The sequence below is a fragment of the Sulfurimonas limnophila genome, assembly GCF_059705345.1.
The window spans coordinates 1,403,781-1,423,063 of record NZ_AP046127.1; the positions used below are offsets into that span (position 1 = coordinate 1,403,781).

19 protein-coding genes are annotated in these 19,283 nt (G+C 33.8%); 12 read left to right on the forward strand and 7 right to left on the reverse strand.

Annotation, left to right across the window (positions count from 1 at the left end; all coding sequences use genetic code 11):
• Positions 1-77 precede the first annotated feature (77 nt).
• Positions 78-1,028, forward strand: a complete 951-nt coding sequence (locus AC6H33_RS07060; RefSeq protein ID WP_497604182.1) for a chemotaxis protein — start codon at positions 78-80, stop codon at positions 1,026-1,028.
• A 38-nt stretch (positions 1,029-1,066) separates the two neighbouring features.
• Here the strand turns inward: AC6H33_RS07060 and AC6H33_RS07065 are convergent, their stop codons facing one another.
• Genes AC6H33_RS07065 through AC6H33_RS07075 form a run of 3 tightly spaced genes read right to left on the reverse strand, consistent with a single transcriptional unit; the run spans position 1,067 to position 4,459 of the window.
• Positions 1,067-2,395 (reverse strand): sodium ion-translocating decarboxylase subunit beta, encoded by a 1,329-nt coding sequence (locus AC6H33_RS07065; RefSeq protein WP_497604183.1) that lies wholly within the window; start codon positions 2,393-2,395, stop codon positions 1,067-1,069.
• Between the two features lie 4 nt (positions 2,396-2,399).
• The gene (locus tag AC6H33_RS07070; protein WP_497604184.1) at positions 2,400-4,211 is read right to left on the reverse strand and encodes a biotin/lipoyl-containing protein; all 1,812 of its coding nucleotides are present in this window, start codon (positions 4,209-4,211) and stop codon (positions 2,400-2,402) included.
• A gap of 8 nt (positions 4,212-4,219) precedes the next feature.
• On the reverse strand, positions 4,220-4,459 hold the full coding sequence (locus tag AC6H33_RS07075; protein WP_497604185.1) for an OadG family protein: 240 nt from the start codon (positions 4,457-4,459) through the stop codon (positions 4,220-4,222).
• A gap of 156 nt (positions 4,460-4,615) precedes the next feature.
• Between AC6H33_RS07075 and AC6H33_RS07080 the strand changes: the two genes are divergently transcribed.
• The 3 genes from AC6H33_RS07080 (at position 4,616) to AC6H33_RS07090 (ending at position 5,452) form a co-directional block, all read left to right on the forward strand.
• On the forward strand, positions 4,616-4,906 hold the full coding sequence (locus tag AC6H33_RS07080) for a DUF3817 domain-containing protein (RefSeq protein ID WP_497604186.1): 291 nt from the start codon (positions 4,616-4,618) through the stop codon (positions 4,904-4,906).
• A gap of 63 nt (positions 4,907-4,969) precedes the next feature.
• Positions 4,970-5,278, forward strand: coding sequence for a hypothetical protein (locus AC6H33_RS07085; RefSeq protein WP_497604187.1), 309 nt, complete (start codon positions 4,970-4,972; stop codon positions 5,276-5,278).
• Between the two features lie 6 nt (positions 5,279-5,284).
• Entirely contained in the window at positions 5,285-5,452 is a 168-nt protein-coding gene (locus AC6H33_RS07090) for a hypothetical protein (protein WP_497604188.1), read from the forward strand.
• On the opposite strand, the gene AC6H33_RS07095 is transcribed toward AC6H33_RS07090, so the two are convergent.
• Positions 5,449-5,955, reverse strand: coding sequence for a hypothetical protein (locus tag AC6H33_RS07095; protein WP_497604189.1), 507 nt, complete (start codon positions 5,953-5,955; stop codon positions 5,449-5,451). The genes AC6H33_RS07090 and AC6H33_RS07095 overlap by 4 nt on opposite strands.
• A 98-nt stretch (positions 5,956-6,053) precedes the next feature.
• Positions 6,054-7,946, reverse strand: coding sequence for a molecular chaperone HtpG (gene htpG / locus AC6H33_RS07100; protein ID WP_497604190.1), 1,893 nt, complete (start codon positions 7,944-7,946; stop codon positions 6,054-6,056).
• 267 nt (positions 7,947-8,213) lie between these two features.
• On the opposite strand from htpG, the gene AC6H33_RS07105 reads away from it, so the two are divergent.
• Both AC6H33_RS07105 and AC6H33_RS07110 read left to right on the forward strand, forming a co-directional pair.
• Positions 8,214-9,041, forward strand: a complete 828-nt coding sequence (locus AC6H33_RS07105) for a universal stress protein (RefSeq protein ID WP_497604191.1) — start codon at positions 8,214-8,216, stop codon at positions 9,039-9,041.
• Between the two features lie 12 nt (positions 9,042-9,053).
• Positions 9,054-9,377, forward strand: coding sequence for a hypothetical protein (locus AC6H33_RS07110; RefSeq protein WP_497604192.1), 324 nt, complete (start codon positions 9,054-9,056; stop codon positions 9,375-9,377).
• Here AC6H33_RS07110 and AC6H33_RS07115 read toward each other — a convergent pair.
• Positions 9,374-10,771, reverse strand: coding sequence for an MBL fold metallo-hydrolase RNA specificity domain-containing protein (locus tag AC6H33_RS07115; RefSeq protein WP_497604193.1), 1,398 nt, complete (start codon positions 10,769-10,771; stop codon positions 9,374-9,376). The two genes, AC6H33_RS07110 and AC6H33_RS07115, sit on opposite strands and share 4 nt — an antisense overlap.
• Before the next feature lie 190 nt (positions 10,772-10,961).
• Here AC6H33_RS07115 and abc-f point away from each other — a divergent pair, with 190 nt between their 5' ends.
• Positions 10,962-12,902 (forward strand): ribosomal protection-like ABC-F family protein, encoded by a 1,941-nt coding sequence (gene abc-f, locus AC6H33_RS07120; RefSeq protein WP_497604194.1) that lies wholly within the window; start codon positions 10,962-10,964, stop codon positions 12,900-12,902.
• A gap of 16 nt (positions 12,903-12,918) precedes the next feature.
• Here the strand turns inward: abc-f and AC6H33_RS07125 are convergent, their stop codons facing one another.
• Entirely contained in the window at positions 12,919-14,268 is a 1,350-nt protein-coding gene (locus AC6H33_RS07125) for a class II 3-deoxy-7-phosphoheptulonate synthase (protein ID WP_497604195.1), read from the reverse strand.
• 164 nt (positions 14,269-14,432) lie between these two features.
• Between AC6H33_RS07125 and AC6H33_RS07130 the strand changes: the two genes are divergently transcribed.
• From AC6H33_RS07130 to AC6H33_RS07150, 5 genes are read left to right on the forward strand one after another with little or no spacing between them, the layout of a single operon-like run.
• A complete protein-coding gene (locus AC6H33_RS07130; protein WP_497604196.1) occupies positions 14,433-15,347 on the forward strand; it encodes a GGDEF domain-containing protein in 915 nt (304 codons plus the stop codon).
• Positions 15,347-15,997, forward strand: a complete 651-nt coding sequence (locus AC6H33_RS07135) for a CvpA family protein (RefSeq protein WP_497604197.1) — start codon at positions 15,347-15,349, stop codon at positions 15,995-15,997. The genes AC6H33_RS07130 and AC6H33_RS07135 overlap by 1 nt, the downstream gene beginning before the upstream one ends.
• Position 15,998: 1 nt before the next feature.
• Complete coding sequence (locus AC6H33_RS07140) at positions 15,999-16,487, forward strand: Fur family transcriptional regulator (RefSeq protein ID WP_497604198.1); 489 nt, start codon at positions 15,999-16,001, stop codon at positions 16,485-16,487.
• Positions 16,488-16,498: 11 nt separating this feature from the next.
• Positions 16,499-17,995, forward strand: coding sequence for a lysine--tRNA ligase (gene lysS, locus AC6H33_RS07145; RefSeq protein ID WP_497604199.1), 1,497 nt, complete (start codon positions 16,499-16,501; stop codon positions 17,993-17,995).
• Between the two features lie 36 nt (positions 17,996-18,031).
• The gene (locus AC6H33_RS07150; protein WP_497604200.1) at positions 18,032-19,279 is read left to right on the forward strand and encodes a serine hydroxymethyltransferase; all 1,248 of its coding nucleotides are present in this window, start codon (positions 18,032-18,034) and stop codon (positions 19,277-19,279) included.
• The last annotated feature ends 4 nt before the right edge of the window (positions 19,280-19,283 follow it).

Consider the following 19,283-nt stretch of genomic DNA (forward strand, 5'->3'; position numbering starts at 1 on the left):
ACCATTTCATTATTAACATTCAAGCATAATTCATCATATTTTTGGTACTATCGTAAAATATAAGTCAAGGGGGAAATATGTCTGTTTTAGATAATGTTGATGCTGCTACTAATCTGGCAAAAAATAATGAAGTTCAACTTTTAGTGTTTAGAGTTAGTGATAAATCTGACTCTGCGTATTACGCAATCAATGTATTTAAAACACGTGAGGTAGTAGAATCTAAAAATCATTACATTACACAAATTCCATCTTCTCACTGGCTTTTAGAGGGAACCATTGTTCTACGTGGCCTTCAGATTCCGATATTAAACCTACCGCTATGGCTTGGAATCTCGACAACAAATGAAGAGAATAAAAAATCAAATATATTGGTTTGTGATTTTAATGGAGTAGTTATTGGACTTAGAATTATGTCTGCATTTAGAGTAATCAAGAAAAACTGGAATGAGATGCACGCACCAGACAGCTACAGAGTTGGCAGTGATAATGTTGTTATAAATGACACTAGACTTGAAGACGGAAGCTTATGTCTTGTGCTGGACTATGAGAAACTACTAGCAGATGTAATTCCTCAAGCGATGGTAGATGTAATGGAGTCTCCTATAAATCTTCAAAATATCTCCATCCCTATTAAATTAAAAAATGGAACAGTTTTGATTGCAGAAGACTCTAAAACAGCGCAAAAACATCTAAAACAAATTTTTGAAAATGCAAATCTATCAATGAAGCTCTTTGACAATGGAAAACTTCTTGTAGAGTATATAGATTCGCTTGAAGAAAATATATCAAAAATTCCAGCAATTATTACAGATATTGAGATGCCAGAGATGTCTGGTTTTACTGTTGTTAAATTGCTAAAGAATAATCCAATAACAAAAAATATACCAATAATCGTAAATAGCTCAATGACTGGGCAAAATAATAAAAGAGAAGCTGAAGTTTTAGGTGCGGATGGTTTTATAGATAAAACAAAGAGTCAAAACATAATTCCACTTATTGTAGAAATTATGAATAGAGAAAAAGCGTAAAAACTTACATTCCTTAAATAAGGAATGTAATTCTAGCTCTATTTAAAGATAGAGATAAGAACACCAGCTGCAACAGCAGAACCAATAACACCTGCAACATTTGGACCCATTGCATGCATTAAAAGCATGTTTGTTCTGTCATACTCCATACCAACTTTATTTGATACACGAGCAGCCATAGGAACAGCTGAAACACCTGCTGAGCCGATTAATGGATTAATCTTATTTCCAGGGAAAAGATTCATAATTTTAGCCATGATTACACCGGCTGCTGTTCCAGCAGAAAATGCAATAATTCCAAGAGCCAAAATAGCCAAAGTATCCGCTACCAAAAACTGATCAGCTGCTAGCTTAGAACCAACCGCTAGTCCTAAAAATATAGTTATTATATTTATAAGAGCATTTTGCATAGTATCTGATAATCTATCAACAACTCCGCTCTCTTTTAAGAAGTTACCGAACATAAACGCACCAATTAGAGGCGTTGCATCTGGAAGAACTAAAATTGCAAGAACTAGTACCATAATTGGGAAAACAAGTTTTTCTAAACGAGATACATGTCTCATTGTACTCATCTTAATTCTTCTCTCCGCATCTGTTGTAAGTGCTTTCATGATCGGAGGCTGTATAATAGGAACCATCGCCATATATGAATATGAAGCTACTGCAATTGCACCTAAAAGTTCAGGCGCTAGTTGAGTGGCTATAAATATGGAAGTTGGACCATCTGCACCACCAATAATAGAAATTGCTGAAGCTTGTTGAAGAGTGAAATCAAAAAATGGTGTGTACTCTGCAAGAGCAACTGCGCCAACTAATGTTCCAAAAATTCCAAACTGAGCAGCACCACCAAGGAATGCCGTTTTAGGATTTGATAGCAATGGACCAAAATCTGTCATAGCTCCAACACCCATAAATATAAGGATAGGGAAGAGTTGATTAGAGAGTCCCATATGGTAAATAATCCCTAAAAAGCCATCTGGTCCAGCCATATTTGCTATTGGGATGTTTGCCAAAAGTCCACCAAAACCTATTGGAAGAAGCAGTAATGGTTCAAAACCTTTTGCAATAGCAAGATAAAACAGCAGGAATGTAATTAAAATCATAATTACTCTACCCATACCCTTGTGAAAGTCACTCATAGGTTCACCATGTGCATTCATCTCATTTGGATTAGGATTTATAATCGCATTAATACCTGTTGATGTTATAAATCCGCTAATCATCTCAGAAAAAGATTGCGTTTTATAAGTCTCCTCTTTGTGCGTTGAAATCTCAGCAGAAGCTTCAACAGAATCTGTATTTGCATAAGATGCTGCACTAAAGAGCATTAAAAGTGTAAGTAGTTTTATTATAAAAAATTTCATACTACTAACCTAATACTGCTACAACTTGACCTTCAACTACTTTATCATTTGTAGCAACATTGATAGATTTAACAACTCCGCCTTTTGGTGCTACTATATCTATCTCCATTTTCATAGATTCTAAAATCAAAATTACATCGCCTTCATTTACACTTTGTCCTGGATTAGCAACTATTTTCCAAACACTTCCTGGAAGAAGGGCTTTAATATCTAATTGTGTACCTGTAGTTTTAACTACTTTAGGTGTAGCAGGTTCAACCATCTCTCCATTTACTTCTGTTACTTGGATATTAACATCACCCTCAGCAACCTGAACACTAAACTTTTGACCATCAACTACTACTGTATAATTTCCACTTCCCATACTTGAACTCCCTTGTGATTTATTTTCTTCTTCTTTTTTCATACTTGATATCTTACGAACATTTAACTCACCCTCGCCTTTTAAAAATGCGATACCTTTATCGTGACATGCAGCAGCTATAAAAATATTCTCTTCTGTAATCTCAATATTTTCTTCTTTTAGCCTATTTATCCAAGTAGCTAAAGATTTGCTCTCATCAGCATTTGCCAAATCAAGAGCTTTTTCAGTAGTTGGAGGAAGTCCTAGTTTTTCAGATGCTATTCTAACAATTTCAGGATCTGGTGCAACTGGAGTTTTACCAAAATATCCAAGAACCATTCTTCCATAACCTGGAGCGATAGCATTCCATGGACCTTGCATTACATTATTTAGTGCTTGTTGAAAATAAAACTGAGAAACAGGAGTAACAGATGTTCCATATCCGCCTTTTTCTACAACTTCAGTCATAGCAGCAATAACATCTGGAAACTTATCCATTATACCGTTGTCACGCATCATTTGAGTGTTTGCTGTAAGCGCACCACCAGGCATTGGTGAGAATGGAATAATAGGAGAAACCATAGTAGCTTCTGGAGGCATAAAATAGTCAGATAAACAATACTGAAGCTCTTTTTCATAAGATAGAACTTTACTGATTTCTAATCCACCAAGATCGTAATTCATACCTTTTGTAGCGTGAAGCATAGTAAGAATATCTGGCTGACTTGTACCACCACTAACAGGTGCAGCAGCCATATCTATACCATCAACACCAGCCTCAAGAGCAGCCATATAAGCAGCAACTGAAACACCAGCTGTTTCATGAGTATGAAGTCTTAAGTGAGTTCCTTCAGGGATAAGACGTCTTGCCATCTGTATAGTTTCAAATACTTTTTGAGGATTTGATGTTCCAGATGCATCTTTAAAACAGATACTACTATAAGGGATACCACTATCTAAGATTTCGCGAAGTGTTTTTTCATAAAACTCAACCGTATGTGCACCATGACACCCTGGAGGTAAATCCATCATAGTTACAACTACTTCATGCTTTAAACCATGGTGAGTTATTCTCTCTGCTGAATATTTTAAGTTTTCTATATCATTTAGTGCGTCAAAATTTCTAATTGTTGTTGTACCGTGCTTTTTAAACATTTTAGCATGTAAGTCTATAAGTTCCTTAGAACCCGTATCCAACATAACTGTGTTTACACCGCGTGCTAATGTTTGAAGATTTGCTTCTGGCCCAACAATTTTACGAAACCTGTCCATCATCTCAAACGCATCTTCTCTTAAATAGAAGTAGAGTGATTGAAATCTAGCCCCACCAGCAAATTCAAAGTGAGTTATCCCAGCTGTTTTTGCAGCTTCTACAGCTGGAAAAAAGTCATCCATCAATACACGACCACCAAAGACAGATTGAAAACCATCCCTAAATGTTGTATCCATTACATCTATAAATTTCTTAGCCATACTGTTCCTTAACTTTCTCTATGATGTTTGATTGCAGCTGTTATCGCAGCAACTACTTTTTGTTGTTGGTTAATATCTTGAGTATTTTTAGATGAAGAGCCTAAATTTGGCTGAACTTCAGGGAAAAATTTATGTACAGCTTTTGACATAGCACCCATAAAAAATATCATAACTGCAAGAAACAAAAATACAGCGCCCATCCCAAGACCCATAAATTTAATGCCTTCTAGTACAAGGTTGGTTTCCATGTAATATCCCTTTTTAACAAGTTTCGCGCCATTGTATAACATCAAAGTTTAAAAAGAGTTTGTGATTGCTTTTTATATTTTAACAAACAACCAAGTTGTTACTTTTAGATTATATAATCCGCAAATCAATATATAATGAACGAAATGGAATAAAATATGAAAAATGAAAATGTTGTAAAATTTGGATGGATAAATACAATTGAAGGCTACTCTTATTTAGCACTTGTGTTTATTGCTATGCCAATGAAGTATCTTCTTGGAATTGCAATGGCTGTAAAAATAGTAGGAATGATTCACGGAATTCTTTTTGTACTTTTTTGCCTTCTTTTAACTAAAGCATGGCAAGAGGCAAAATGGCCATTCAAAGAAACTATAATATTTTTTGTAGCGTCACTTATCCCTTTTGGAACATTTTTTACAAAAAACAGAATAAAAACTTATGAATAAAAAAGTTTTGTTTAGTTAAAATAATCTCTAATATTAAAAATAAAATATATGATTGGAGCATCTATGATTGCTGGAATACATGAACAAGATTTTATAGCTTACATGACATTTGGATTAATTTTAAACTTTATTTTTTCGATATTCTTTGGATTATACCTTAGTAAAAATATAGGTATGCAAGAGATGATAAACTCAAAAGGAGACAAAGAGCAATCTTTACTTATGAGTATCTCTCTTCTTATACCTTTTGCGAAAATGATAATAACGCTTTATAGAGTTGCAATCTTGCAAATTTTCTTTCTAAATAAAGGTTATACGCATAAAGAGTTTTGGATTTATATAACTTCAAATAGCTTAAATAAAGTAGATTAAAAACCTATGAATGAATATAAACTAAAAGTAGTTCTTACTGTATTAGTAAGTGTTATATTTTCTTTTATATTTATCATACTTGCGTTTGTTTTACCAACAACAACCAATGAAACAACAATTATCAAAAAACCATCTAACCTACTTGAAAAAGTCTCAAAAGCAGTTAGAGATTAAAGTGAATTCTTTACTGCTATAAGATTTAATGTTTCATATGCACAAAGAGGATTTAATTTTATAGCAGATATTTCTAGAGCTTTAACACATAGTCTTAAATAGTCTAAATCTTCTTCTGTCATTATTACCTCAAGAAGTATTTGTGCATCTTTTATACGTAGATTTCTTACAACACCTAAATTTTTGTGTGCTAAATTTCTAATATTTGTATAATCTAAAACTTTTCCATCTAACATATCTTTTTTTAATTCATGAATATATTTGTAAAACGCCATTTTTGATTTTAAAATTTGTATAACATAATCCTCTATAAGTTGAAGGATAATATCTTCTTCCAAAGACAATTCAGTAACTGCTTCTTTTATCTCGTACTTATAAAATAAAATATTTAAATGTTCAAGATTTTTTTGTATAAATGTGTCCCCATCTCGTATCATCATATCTATTTTATAACGTAAGTGAGAATTTTCTGGAAGTCTTTTTTCAGTAATTGTATAATTCATGGGATAAAATATCATATTTTCTTATCTTATTATTTTAAAGGAATAAAAAAATATAACAAAGAGGATATGAGTGCTACAAAAGCACTCATAAAAGTAGCTTATATTGCTTTTGCAATAACTCTGTTTAATCTTAAAACAAATCCAGCTGTATCTTCTAGTTGAACCCCATCAAATAGCTTTGCCTGATCTAAAAGTAAATGTGCGGCATCATTTATCAAATTTATATCAGCAGAGTTTTTTAATTTTATAATTAGCTCATGCTTAGGATTTATCTGAAGAATTGGAGATGGAGTTGGTGTATCACTGTTTTGTCCCATCTGTCTCATCATTTGCGCCATCATAAAAGCAGGGTCTTCTTTGTCTTCTTTTAGCTTTACAGGTGAGTCAACCAAGTCAAATGTAACTTCAACACTTTTTATACTATCCCCAAGAGACTCTTTTAACTCTTTTATAAGCCCATCAAACTCTTTTGAACTCTCTTCTTGAGCTTTTTTATCAGTTTCATTTTCTTCAAACTTTGCATCATTTACATGTACTAATTTATACTCTTTATACTCTGTAACCATTGGAAAAATAATTGTATCTATCTCTTCATTTAAAATTAAAACATCAATACCACGAGATTTAAATCTCTCTAATGCTGGTGAGTTCTTAAGCATTGAGAGTGAAGTTTTTCCAGTTAGATAATAAATCTCTTTTTTACTATCATCAACATTCTTTATAAACTCTTCAATCATAATTTTTTCATCAGATTTTATAGTGTTAAATTTTATAAGTTCTAAAATCTTCTCACGATTGCCATAGTCGCTATATAGTCCCTCTTTTAAAACATTTCCAAATTGTGTAAAGAACTCATCATATTTTTTAGCATCATTTTTAGCTATCTTTGCTAATTCAGAGAGAACTTTTTTTACAGAAGCATTTTTAATTTTTGCCATAACTGCGTTTGATTGTAAAATCTCACGAGAAACGTTTAGCGGTAAATCTTTTGAGTCAATTACACCACGTAAAAATCTAAGGTATGTTGGCATAAGCTCTTTTTCATCATCTGTAATAAATACACGATTGATATATAATTTGATACCTGTTTGATAATCAACTCTATACATATCCATCGGTGCTTTGCTTGGAATATAAAAAAGTGTTGTGTACTCTATAGCGCCTTCTGCTTTATTGTGCATCCATACAATAGGCTCTTCTGATGAGTGTGCGATTGAACTATAAAAATCTTTATATTCTTCATCACTTATCTCATTTTTAGAAATTGTCCAAAGAGCATTTGCACGATTAATTTGAGTATTTTCAACTTCAGTTTTTGAAGGCTCTATCTCTTTACCTTCATCATCTTTTTTTGCAGGAACAAACTTATCTTTATCCATAAAAATTGGGAAAGGGATGTGATTTGAGTATTTTTTAATAATACTCTCTACTCTATAACTATCTAAAAATTCGCTCTCATCATCATTTAAGTACATTACTATTGTTGTACCATGAGACTCTTTAGTAGTTTTTTCTATCTCAAACTCGCCATCACCCTTGCTAATCCAAAGATAAGCTTGTTCATTGGCAGCTTTTTTTGTTGTAACTTCAACTCTGTGTGCAACCATAAAACAAGCATAAAAACCTACACCAAATTGACCAATAAGGTTAGAGTCTTTCTTTTGGTCTCCACTTAAATTCTCCAAAAATGCTTTTGTACCTGACTTTGCAATCGTTCCAAGATTGTTCATCAAGTCCTCTTCATTCATACCGATACCACTATCTGTAATAGTTAAAGTCTTCGCCTCTTTATCTGCAATAATTTCGATACGAGGAGCAAAGTTTACGCCCTTGTACTCATCGTTTGTTAGCACTAACATATTTAATTTATCAAGTGCATCTGAAGCATTTGAAACTAACTCGCGAATAAATATCTCTTTGTTTGAATATAGTGAGTGAATCATAAGGTTTAGTATCTGATTTGCTTCGGTTTGAAATTGATGTTTTGCCATTTTTTAAATCCTTTTTAGTTAATAATTTGAGAAATGGTAGCAAAAAAAGTTAATAATTGCAAATCAAATCAAGAAAGCTTAGTCTATATAACTAAAGTCTCTTTACTCTATAGGCAATAATACTAAGTTGTTTTATTAAAATTATATTTTCATACTTAAATAAATACTCTATTTGTCCAAATAAGTTATAATGATGTCATATAGCCTTTATAAGGCTTATATAAGATGCGGAATATATGCTATATATTATTAAAATCAGGAGTTGATATGAAAAAATTTACACTACTTGTTGCGATTGACTTTTCAAAAAACAGTTATGTTGTTTTAGAAAAAGCGCTTGCATTCACAAACAATATGGACGGTAATCTACATGTTGTACACGTTATTGAGAGTTCATTTTTTTCAAAAAAAATAGATTTAGAGGCGGCTAAAGAGAATGGTTTTTTAGAGCTTAGCAAAAAATTTAGTTCAATAAAAAAAGAGAATTATCACTGTGTCAGTGGAAAAGTAAAAGTTGAAGTTGCAAATACAGCGAATATCTTAGGTGCTGATATGATTATCATGGGAAATAGCGGTGAGACAAACTTACTAGATACTCTCATTATGGGTTCACACACAAAAGAGATTATAAAACATTCACAAACTCCTATTTTAATTATGAAAAAAGAGCATGAACTAAAATATGAAAACATACTAATTCTTACAGATATGTCTAGTGAATCTGCACAAGCAATTAAATATACAGCTAAGCTTTTTAGTGACTCTTCTATAACTCTAGTAAACCTCTTTTACATGCCTCTTGGCAACACTATGAGCCTTTATGGAATGGATGCAGAAAATGTTGAAGAGTACCAACAAGGCGTACAAGATGAGTCACAAAAAGAGCTAGAGCTATTTTTAGACTCTCTAACTCTACCAAAAGAGATTAATGTAACTTCACGTTCTATTAAAAGTTCTCTAAATGCTAAAACATTTCAAAAAGAGGTACAAGAGATTGAACATGATTTACTTGTAATACATGCGACACAAAACGTTAGCTTCTTTGCTTTTGATATTTTAGAGCAATCTCTAACAGACGTAATGGTAGTAAAGTAATCTGGTACACTTTTGTTTAAAGAGAACATTGAAGAGCAAATCATAGAACAGATAGAGTCTACTCCTAGGCTTTATCTCAAGAGATGCAAAGTTATAGCACTAATATTAAGGCTATTTTTACAATACACTACAGTTTTATTCTCTCTTGGCGTATGGTATTTTTATGACTTTTTTATAGCTCTTCTTGCGCTAGTTTTAACATTTATCATTATAGGTATAGTTCGCTCAAAACTACGAAACAGCTCAATACCTTTTAAGCAAAGAGAGTATCAATACGACGATGCTTCGATAGCCGCTTGGTATACGGCTAAAGAGTTCTGTAATGGAGAGTTCTAAAGATTTATACTAACTCCATACTCTACTATTTTAGGCTCAAGTCCCAACTCTTTTTGAATCTCTCTTGAGAAAATTTCCATCTTATCCTCTTCGCCATGAATTAAAAATAGATTTTTTAACCCCTCTATCGGACGTATCCAATCAATCAACTCTTTTTGATCCGCATGAGCTGAGAAACCGTTAATAGTGTAAACTTTTGCTTTTACTGCTATCTCTTCTCCATATATCTTAATATACTTATCTCCATCAACAATGCTTCGACCTAAAGTGCCATGAACTTGATAACCAACAAAAACAATTGCATTTTTTGCACTCCATAATCTATGTTTTAGATGGTGCATAATACGCCCTCCATTGCACATACCACTTCCTGCTATTATGATAGCGCGTTTTTGAACTTTATTTATCGCCATAGATTGGTCTCTTGATGTACTTTTTTTAAGCCATGAAAAAGAAAAAGGATCGCCTCCGCTGCCAGGTGTATATCTAAGCTCATCACTTAAATATACTGGATAACGGTTATATAGTTTTGTTGCTTTAATAGCTAGTGGACTATCCAAATATATATCACATTTTGGCAACTCGCCACTATCATGCATCTCATGAAGTATCCAAAGTATCTCTTGTGTTCTCTCCAGTGCAAACGATGGAATGATTACATTTCCATTCTGCTTGAGAGTAGCGCGAACAGCCTCTTTAAACTCATCCATGCTCTCATCAAGAGGCTTATGTCTGCGGTCGCCGTATGTTGACTCTATAAAAAGATAATCAGCCTCGCCGACGCTATCTGGATTATCAATGATTAGTCTCTGGGGTGAGCCTAAATCACCTGAGAAAACTATACGTTTAGCATGGTTTTTTTCTTGATAATCTAGCATAACAAAAGCACTTCCTAAGATATGTCCAGCATTCCCTAGAGATACTCTTATATGATTTTTTAGTTTATACTCTTCAAAATAATCCAGCGTACACCATTTTTTTTCAAAAACACTCTTTACATCATCTTTGGTATATAAAGGCTCTAAAATAGCCTCTTCCTCGCCTCTTCTTCTTGCTTTTCTTCTTAGAGTTTTGTATTCCTCTTCAAGTATATTTGCACTATCAAGAAGCATGATTTTTGCAATATCTTTTGTAGCTTTTGTAGCGATAATTTTTCCATTAAACCCATCTTTTATGAGCTTTGGAACTCTTCCTATATGGTCAAGGTGTGCATGTGTTAAAATTAGATAGTTTATTTTTGATACATCAAACTCAAAATCATCATAGTTTTTATTGTTTCCACCATTTCCTTGAAATATTCCACAATCAATCAAAATACGTATAGAGCCTATTTTTACAAGGTGGCACGAACCAGTAACACTAAGCGCTGCCCCGTAAGATGTAACATTTACCATTTGAACTCCTTAACTTACACAAATAAATACTTTTTTTATTATATTCAAACTTGGTGTAATTATTGTGAAATGTGAAAAAGAAGTTTTATTATACACTTTGACAATAAGTCGTTATTAACAATAATAGAGATATTATTAGCCCTAATTTTTTTTCTTTAAAAGCCCTATAATCTGGAGTTAATAAACATCTATGGCACTAATAGACCTACAAAACATATCAAAACATTATGAAGCACAAAAAATTTTAATAGATATAAATTTTCATGTTGATGAGGGTGAGAGAATTGTTATCATCGGCAAAAATGGGAGTGGAAAATCTACTCTTATGAAAATTGTTAATGGTACCCTAGAGCAAGATAGTGGTGAGCGCATTTGTAGACAAAATTTAGAGATAAAAATGTTAGATCAAAGACCTGAATTTAAAGATGGTGCTACTGTAAGAGAGGCAGTTGAAGATGGTCTAAGTGAGCTTAACATTGCAAAAGAGAGATATGAAAAACTATCGCATCTCCTAGCAGATGATTTTCAAAACAGAGCTTTTATAGATGAGCATGAGATGCTCTCTCGCTATATTGAGCACCATAACGCTTGGAATTTAGATGATAAGATTGACCGCATAATAGAGCATTTTGATCTCAAGCAGTATGAGCAAAAGCCAGTTGCTATGCTTAGCGGAGGGGAGCAAAGAAGAGTTGCTCTTGCTTCACTGCTTCTACAAAAACCAGATATCTTACTTCTTGATGAGCCTACCAACCACCTTGATGTTTATATGGTGGAGTTCTTAGAAGAGTTACTTTTAAGAGAGAAGTTTACTCTTGTTTTTATATCTCATGATAGATATTTCATAGATAGAGTGGCTACTAAGAGCGTTGAAGTTGAAGATTGCTCCATCAGAGAGTATAGCGGAGGGTACAGCAACTACTTAAGCCAAAAAGAGGAGTATATGCGAACTCTTGAGAAGCAACATGAAACTCTTTTAACTATACTAAAGAGAGAAAACGAGTGGTTTTCTCGCGGTGTAAAGGCAAGACTAAAGAGAAATGAAGGGCGAAAAGAGAGACTTATGTCTCTTAGAGAAGATGCAAAAACAAATCCCTCTAAAATAAAAAAAATGACACTAGAGCTCGAGCGTGAAGCAAAACATTTTAACCGAGACAAAAGTGTAAACAAGCAAAAGATGCTCTTTGAAGTGGAGAATCTTGGCTTAACCATAGGAGATAAAGAGCTATTTAAAAACTTTACAACCAGAATACTTCAAAAAGATACAATCGCCATAGTTGGACCAAACGGAAGTGGTAAATCAACTCTGTTAAAAGCTCTTTTAGGGCGCATTGAGCCAACAGAGGGGAAGATAAAAAGAGGCGAATTTAAGATAGGCTATTTTGATCAACACCGTGAGATGTTAGATGATAATCTAAATCTTATGGAGACTTTTTGTCCACATGGCGGAGATAGAGTAAGTGTTCGTGGGCGAGATATGCATGTTTATGGCTACCTAAAAAACTTTCTCTTTCCCAGAGAATTCTTAGATAAAAAGATAGGTATTCTTAGCGGTGGAGAGAAAAACCGTATCGCTCTGGCACTACTTTTTACAAAAAATGTAGATATTTTAATTCTAGATGAGCCTACAAACGATTTGGATATTCCAACAATAAATATTTTAGAAGAGCAGTTGATAAACTTTAGCGGAGCCGTAATCATAGTAAGCCATGATAGATATTTTGTAGACAAAATCGCTAAAAAACTCTTTATTTTTAAAGATGATAAGAGCATAGAAGAGAGTTATCAAAGTTACACTGAGTATCTCGAACTAGAACATGAGATAAGAGAACTTAATGAGCTAGGCAAAGAGAGCCAAAAAACAGAGCTAAAGCCAAGAGAAGCTAAAGACAAAGAGCTAAAGCTAACATTTAAAGAGAAGATAGCGTTAGAGAAATTACCGCTTGAAATAGATGAGCTTGAAGTGAAAATTGAAGAGAAAAACAGTTGCTTGGCAAATCCTGCTTGTTATGAAAAAATCGGTATCACACTATTAGCCAAAGAGCTAGAAGATTTAAAAAATCTTTACGAAGCTAAAGTTGAAGAGCTACTTAGTATTCAAGAAAAAGAAGAAGAGATAAATAATAGCTAGTGCAAATACGCACTAACTACTTTTGAGCTTCTCTTAGAGTGTCTGCTATTAAAAATGCTAACTCTAGCGCTTGATCAGCGTTTAGTCTTGGGTCACAGTGAGTATGGTAACGAGAGCTTAAATCCTCTTCTGTAACTACAAACGAGCCGCCGATACACTCAGTTACATTTTTACCTGTCATCTCTAAATGAACACCGCCCGCAAATGTTCCCTCAGATTTATGAACTTGGAAAAATTGCTTCATCTCAGTCAAGATAGAGTCAACTGGACGAGTTTTAAAGTTGTTTGATGATTTGATTGTGTTTCCATGCATAGGGTCACAACTCCAAAGAACTTTTCTACCTTCACGCTCTATAGCGCGAATAAGTTTTGGCATACCATCGGCTACTTTATCAGCACCCATTCTAACAATGATATTTAATCTACCAGCCTCATTTTGTGGATTTAAAATATCACAAAGTTTAAGTAAATCTTCTGGATCCATTGATGGACCAGCTTTTACTCCGATTGGATTTTTAATTCCTCTCATATACTCAACATGCGCACCATCAAGCTGACGTGTTCTATCGCCTATCCATAACATGTGAGCAGACGTATCATACCATTCACCAGTAATTGAATCTTTTCTTGTAAATGCCTCTTCATATGGCAATAACAGTGCTTCATGCGACGTATAAAAATCTGTCTCTCTTAGGGCTCTGTGGGTTTTTGATGTAATGCCACACGCTTCCATAAACTTCAGAGATTTCCCAATCTCCTCTGCTAAATCTTCATATTTTTTACTGATTTCACTCTGATGAGTAAAGTCAAGATTCCATTTATGAACTTCATGCAAATCTGCTAATCCGCCAGATGCAAAAGCACGAAGAAGATTTAAAGTCGCTGCTGATTGGTTATATGCTTTTATCATTCTTTGTGGATCTGGTATGCGCATCTCTGAAGTAAAATCAACGCCATTGATAATATCACCACGATATGCATCTAGTGTTATGCCGCCTATCGTTTCACTATCACTTGAGCGAGGTTTTGCAAACTGACCACCAAGGCGACCAACTTTTACAACAGGAAGCCCTCCAGCATAAGTCATAACTACCGCCATTTGAAGAATAGCTTTAAATGTGTCACGAATATTATGTGCATGGAATTCGCTAAAACTCTCAGCACAATCTCCGCCTTGAAGTAAAAAAGCTTTTCCCTCAGAAGCATTTGCTAACTGAGTTTTTAAAGAACGTGCTTCACCTGCAAAAACAAGTGGAGGATAGTTTCTAAGCTCTTCTAAAACTCTCTTTAGTTCATCTTTATTTGGGTATGTAGGTTGTTGCACAATAGGCATTTGTCTCCAACTTGATGCGCTCCAATTACTCATAGTAATACCTTTTTTATAGTCTTTTATTTATTTTTGTAATTTTACATTACACTACCTAAAATAGCACTGATTAGTGAAGTTTAAAAATTCAAAGCCCATAAAAAAGCTTTTTTTTATTCTTAGGAATGTATAATGCAACATATTTTTTAATGGACTACATCATCATGCAAAAAAACGATTTAAAAGCACTTGTTGAACAGATTTATGAGAATCTTTTAGAGCGTATTGATGCTGAAAAAGAAGCATCAAAGGCACAGGTAATAGGCTATTTAAAAGATGCTATTGACATAGTCACAAACATTAACGATAAAGATTTAGACACACTCGAACACGCAAAAGAGAGTTTTAAAAACTCTTACAAAGAAATTGCAAAAGAGAGTTTAAACTCATATAAAACTACAAATGAGAAATTTGGAGAGTTGACAAAACTAAACAAAGATACTGTAGAAAAATGCAATGAACAGCATATTGACTTAAATGCATTGTCTGAAAAATTCCACGATATTCATACTCATATGAGTGATGAAGTAAATAAAGCAAACAAAGTTATTTCAGATTTGCATCAAAAAGTAAAAATTTTAGAAGAGACTTCAAATCTTGATCCTCTAACTAAAGTATTTAACAGAAGAGCACTTAGCTCTTATCTTAGTGAAGTGTGTTCAAATAAAAGTGTACCATACACACTTCATGTAATGATGATAGATATAGACAACTTCAAAACTATTAATGACAAATACGGTCATGTAGCTGGGGATAAGATTCTTATTTTTATATCAAATATACTAAGAAAAACACTAAGAGATGGTGATAAGATCTTTAGATATGGCGGAGAAGAGTTTACTATTGTTATAAATAGAAATAGTAATGAGCAGTGTGAGATTATAGCAAATAGACTTCTACACCTTATCAGTTCAAACAACCTTATCTATATGGGTGAGCGAATCTCTGTAACAGCTAGCATTGGCGTTACAAAATTAAAAGAGAGTGATACCCCAGACTCTCTACTCTCAAGAGCGGATAAAGCTCTCTATAATTCAAAAAAAAGCGGAAAAAATATGGTCTCGAAGGATTGTGATTAATGGAGTTTAGTTATTTTGATATTGTTGTCTCGATTTTAGTTCTATTTTTAGGACTAAAAGGTATTTTAAACGGTTTTTTTAAAGAGATATTCGGCCTAGTCGGTATTATCGGCGGTATTTTTTTAGCTTCTAGAGTTGGTGAGAGTGTAGGAAAAATCATAAATGATTCAGTACTAAAATTCCAAAATGATGCTGCGATAAGCTTTACAGGTTTTTTGGTAACACTCTCTCTATTTTGGCTTTTTATGATAGCAATTGGTCTTCTCTTTAAAAGATTAAGCTCAGTTAGTGGTCTTGGAATTTTCGATAAAATTTTGGGATTTATATTTAGTGCAAGTAAATTTTTCCTTATAGCATCAGTTATTTTATACTCTACATACAACATTAAAGCTATGCGTGCAAATCTCGACTCAATGATGCAAAACAGTATTCTTTTTCCTATCTTAGTTAAAACAGGAAGTTTTATTATGAAGCTTGATCCTATCGAAATCTCTAATGAAATCAATGCAACTATAGAAAAAGGCTCACAAATACTAGAAGAAGACATTACAAAAAACATAGAAAACAGCGCTTTAAAGATAGTTGAAGATACGAAGAAAAAACTAGATATGAACAGTGAAGAAAACTTATCAAAAGGAGAAGATAAATAATATGTCTGAGATAACTACTGACTTTAATGATAAAACAGTTGCGTATAAACAGTTATTAGAAGATTTTAAACAACTTCTTAAAAAAAACAGTTTGAAATTCACAATCCAAAGAGAAGTTATCCTAGAAACTCTATATAACTCAGATGAGCATTTAACACCAGAAGCTCTTCATAATCTTATTCAAGAGAAATTTCCAGATTTAAATACTGGAATAGCAACTGTTTATAGAACTCTCTCTCTTTTAGAAGAGTCGGAGATGGTAACTTCACTCTCATTTGGTGCGCAAGGAAAAAAATATGAGCTTGGCGCAAAACATCATCATGATCATTTTATATGCACTAACTGTGGCGCTATAACAGAATTTGTAGACGAACAAATAGAAGAGAGACAACATAAAATAGCAGAGGAGCTTGGCTTTGAGATGAAAGACCACTCCATGCAAATTTATGGCATATGTAAAAACTGTCAAAAAAAACAGACAAAAAAATAAAGGAAGAATTATTGGTTTTTGATAACAAATTTATTCAACAAAGAATTGAAAAAGTAGAAATTTTAAGAAATGCTGGGATAAACCCTTACGCAAACGAATCAAAAAGAAATGCAACTATTGAGAAGTTTTTAAATGTCAACTCTGATGTAATCCATAAAGAGAACAAACGAGATGAAAAGAGACACTACACAATAAGTGGACGTATAAAGCTCTTTAGAATTATGGGAAAAGCTAGTTTTATACAGATTGAAGATGAGAGTAATGTTCTTCAGATATATGTTGCAAGAGACCATATAGGCGAAGAGTTTTACAACGAAACTTTCAAAAAAAACATAGAAGCAGGTGATATTGTAGAAGTGAGCGGGTATCCGTTTGTAACTGGGCAAGGGGAGCTCTCTCTTCATGCTGACAATCTTAAACTTTTAACAAAAGCGATATCTCCTCTTCCTGAGAAGTTTCATGGCATAACAGACAAAGAGACAAGATATAGAAAAAGATACCTTGATCTTATCATGAATGCTGATGTTCGCAAAACATTTAAAATAAGATCTAAAGTAATCTCTCTAACTCGTCGTTTTTTTGAAGACAAAGGCTTTTTAGAAGTTGAAACTCCGATGATGCACCCAATTGCAGGTGGCGCAAATGCTAAACCATTTGTAACTCATCATAATGCACTAGGAATTGACAGATACCTAAGAATCGCTCCTGAGTTATATCTAAAGAGACTTATTGTTGGCGGTTTTGAAGCTGTTTTTGAGATAAACCGTAACTTTAGAAATGAGGGAATGGATGCTACACACAATCCTGAATTTACCTCTATCGAGTTTTACTGGGCATACAAAACTTACAAAGATTTGATTGAAATTACAAAAGAGTATTTTAGATACCTTTTTGATCATCTAAACCTTCCAACTTCTCTTCCTTATGGAGATATGGAAGTTGATTTCAATAAATTTAGCGAAGTACCACTAATAGAATCTTTATACACAATAGGTAGCGTTCCAAAAGAGATAGTAAATGATAAGGATAAAATTATCTTATTTTTAAAAGAGAAAAACATCCAAGTAAAGAACAATCTAAGCTTAGGTCAACTTCAAGGGGAGCTGTTTGATGAATTTGTTGAAGACAAACTGATTAACCCTACTTTTATTACTGAGTACCCTGTTGACATCTCACCTCTTGCTAGAAGAGATGATAAAAATCCAGATATAACTGAGAGATTTGAGCTCTTTATTGCAGGACGTGAGATAGCAAATGCATTTAGTGAGTTAAATGACCCCGTTGATCAATACAATAGATTTAAAGCTCAAGTAGAATCAAAAGATGGTGGGGATGATGAAGCTCACGCCATGGATTTGGATTTTGTAGAGGCATTAAGCTATGGCATGGCACCAACTGCTGGACAAGGCATAGGAATAGACAGACTTGTAATGTTGCTTACTAATGAACACTCAATAAGAGATGTTTTACTCTTTCCAGCGATGAAACCAATCGTAGCAGAAGAGTAAAAAGAACTAAAACTAAATAAATAAAAGGAATAAAAAATGAGTTTTTTAAAAGAGTTTGATAAAGATATATTTGATTTATGTGAAAAAGAGTTAGAGAGACAAACTGACCATTTGGAGATGATTGCAAGTGAAAACTTTACTCTTCCAGCAGTTATGGAAGCGATGGGAAGCGTATTTACAAACAAATATGCAGAAGGTTACCCTGCGAAGCGTTATTATGGCGGTTGCGAGTATGCTGATGGTGTTGAGCAGTTAGCAATTGATAGAGCTTGTAAACTATTTGGTTGTAACTATGCAAATGTACAACCGCACTCAGGAAGCCAAGCAAACGCTGCTGTTTATGCTGGATTACTTAAAGCTGGAGATAAACTTTTAGGTATGGATTTAAGCCACGGTGGGCACCTTACTCACGGCTCAAAACCTAGCTTTTCAGGTCAAAACTACTCAAGCTTCACATATGGTGTTGAGCTTGATGGTCGTATGAATTATGACAAAATATTAGAAATTGCAAAAGCAGTACAGCCAAAAATCATAGTTTGTGGAGCTTCTGCTTATGCAAGAGAGATAGACTTTAAAAAATTCCGTGAGATAGCTGACGCTGTTGGAGCAATTATGTTTGCAGATATCGCCCATGTTGCAGGACTTGTTGTTGCGGGTGAGCATATGAGTCCATTCCCTCACGCACACGTTGTGACAACTACAACTCATAAAACTCTTGCAGGTCCTCGTGGCGGTATGATCATGACAAATGATGAAGAGATTGCTAAAAAAATGAACTCTGCAATCTTCCCCGCTCTTCAAGGTGGACCTCTTGTACATGTAATCGCTGCAAAGGCAGTTGGTTTCAAATACAATCTATCTCCTGAGTGGAAAGAGTATGCTGTGCAAGTAAAAGCTAACGCTAAAATTCTAGGTGAAGTTCTTGTTAAAAGAGGTTACGATTTAGTGAGTGGTGGAACTGACAACCACTTAGTTCTGCTATCATTTTTAAACCGTGACTTCTCTGGTAAAGATGCAGATATCGCTCTTGGAAACGCAGGTATAACAGTAAATAAAAACACAGTTCCAGGTGAGACAAGAAGTCCTTTTGTAACTTCTGGTATCCGCATCGGAAGTCCTGCACTTACAAGCAGAGGAATGAAAGAGAAAGAATTTGAATTTATTGCTAACAAAATTGCAGATGTTTTAGATAACATTAACGATACGGAGCTTCAAGCATCTGTAAAAAATGAGCTAAAAGAATTAGCTAAAAATTTTGTAATCTATAACCAATCAACATACTAAGGAG